Raw genomic sequence first — 626 nt, forward strand, 5'->3', positions numbered from 1 at the left:
ACAAGTCACCAAAGTTGTCTGCAATTTTTATACATGATGCAGACTCGATTTTGCCGGACTCAAATTCCAAGAACACTTGAATGTGTTATTTTGGTGTTTGTCTTAAAGACAAACATTGAGAACTTTACAAACAACAATAAATTGTTGTTTTGTCAGCTTTCCAAATTGTTAAAGAGCTATGTTTCTTCACAAGGAAGTACATTTTCTAAAGACTTTCAGAGTCGAAGATTCTAACCACATACGTCTTACTGAAGTGGTTTGGAATTCCTATCCAAAAATACTTAGAGAATGGTGGGCGATACCGGGCTCGAACCAGTGACCCCCTGCTTGTAAGGCAGGTGCTCTCCCAACTGAGCTAATCGCCCACATAAGTTTTAATTCTTCGTGGAGAAGAATGGTGGGTCGTGCAGGATTCGAACCTGCGACCAATTGATTAAAAGTCAACTGCTCTACCAACTGAGCTAACGACCCAATGGTATCCCGTAGGGGAGTCGAACCCCTGTTACCGCCGTGAAAGGGCGGTGTCCTAGGCCTCTAGACGAACGGGACACTGGATTGAAGAGTTTGGGAACTCTTCTTCTCTTTACTTTATAAACCGTATCAATCTGTGTGGACACTCATCGCAA

General features: G+C 42.8%; 3 tRNA genes. All 3 read right to left on the reverse strand.

From position 1 onward, the window contains the following. Positions 1 to 289: 289 nt before the first annotated feature. The 3 genes from UF05_RS05410 to UF05_RS05420 all read right to left on the reverse strand — a co-directional run bounded on the left by UF05_RS05410 (position 290) and on the right by UF05_RS05420 (position 549). Positions 290 to 365 (reverse strand) — tRNA-Val (locus UF05_RS05410). Positions 366 to 395: 30 nt separating this feature from the next. Then, positions 396 to 471: transfer RNA gene (locus tag UF05_RS05415), tRNA-Lys, on the reverse strand. Between the two features lie 2 nt (positions 472 to 473). Next, positions 474 to 549 (reverse strand) — tRNA-Glu (locus UF05_RS05420). Positions 550 to 626: the final 77 nt, after the last annotated feature.

The organism is Vibrio sp. S457-15 (assembly GCF_000960545.1).
GTDB lineage: Bacteria > Pseudomonadota > Gammaproteobacteria > Enterobacterales > Vibrionaceae > Vibrio > Vibrio parahaemolyticus.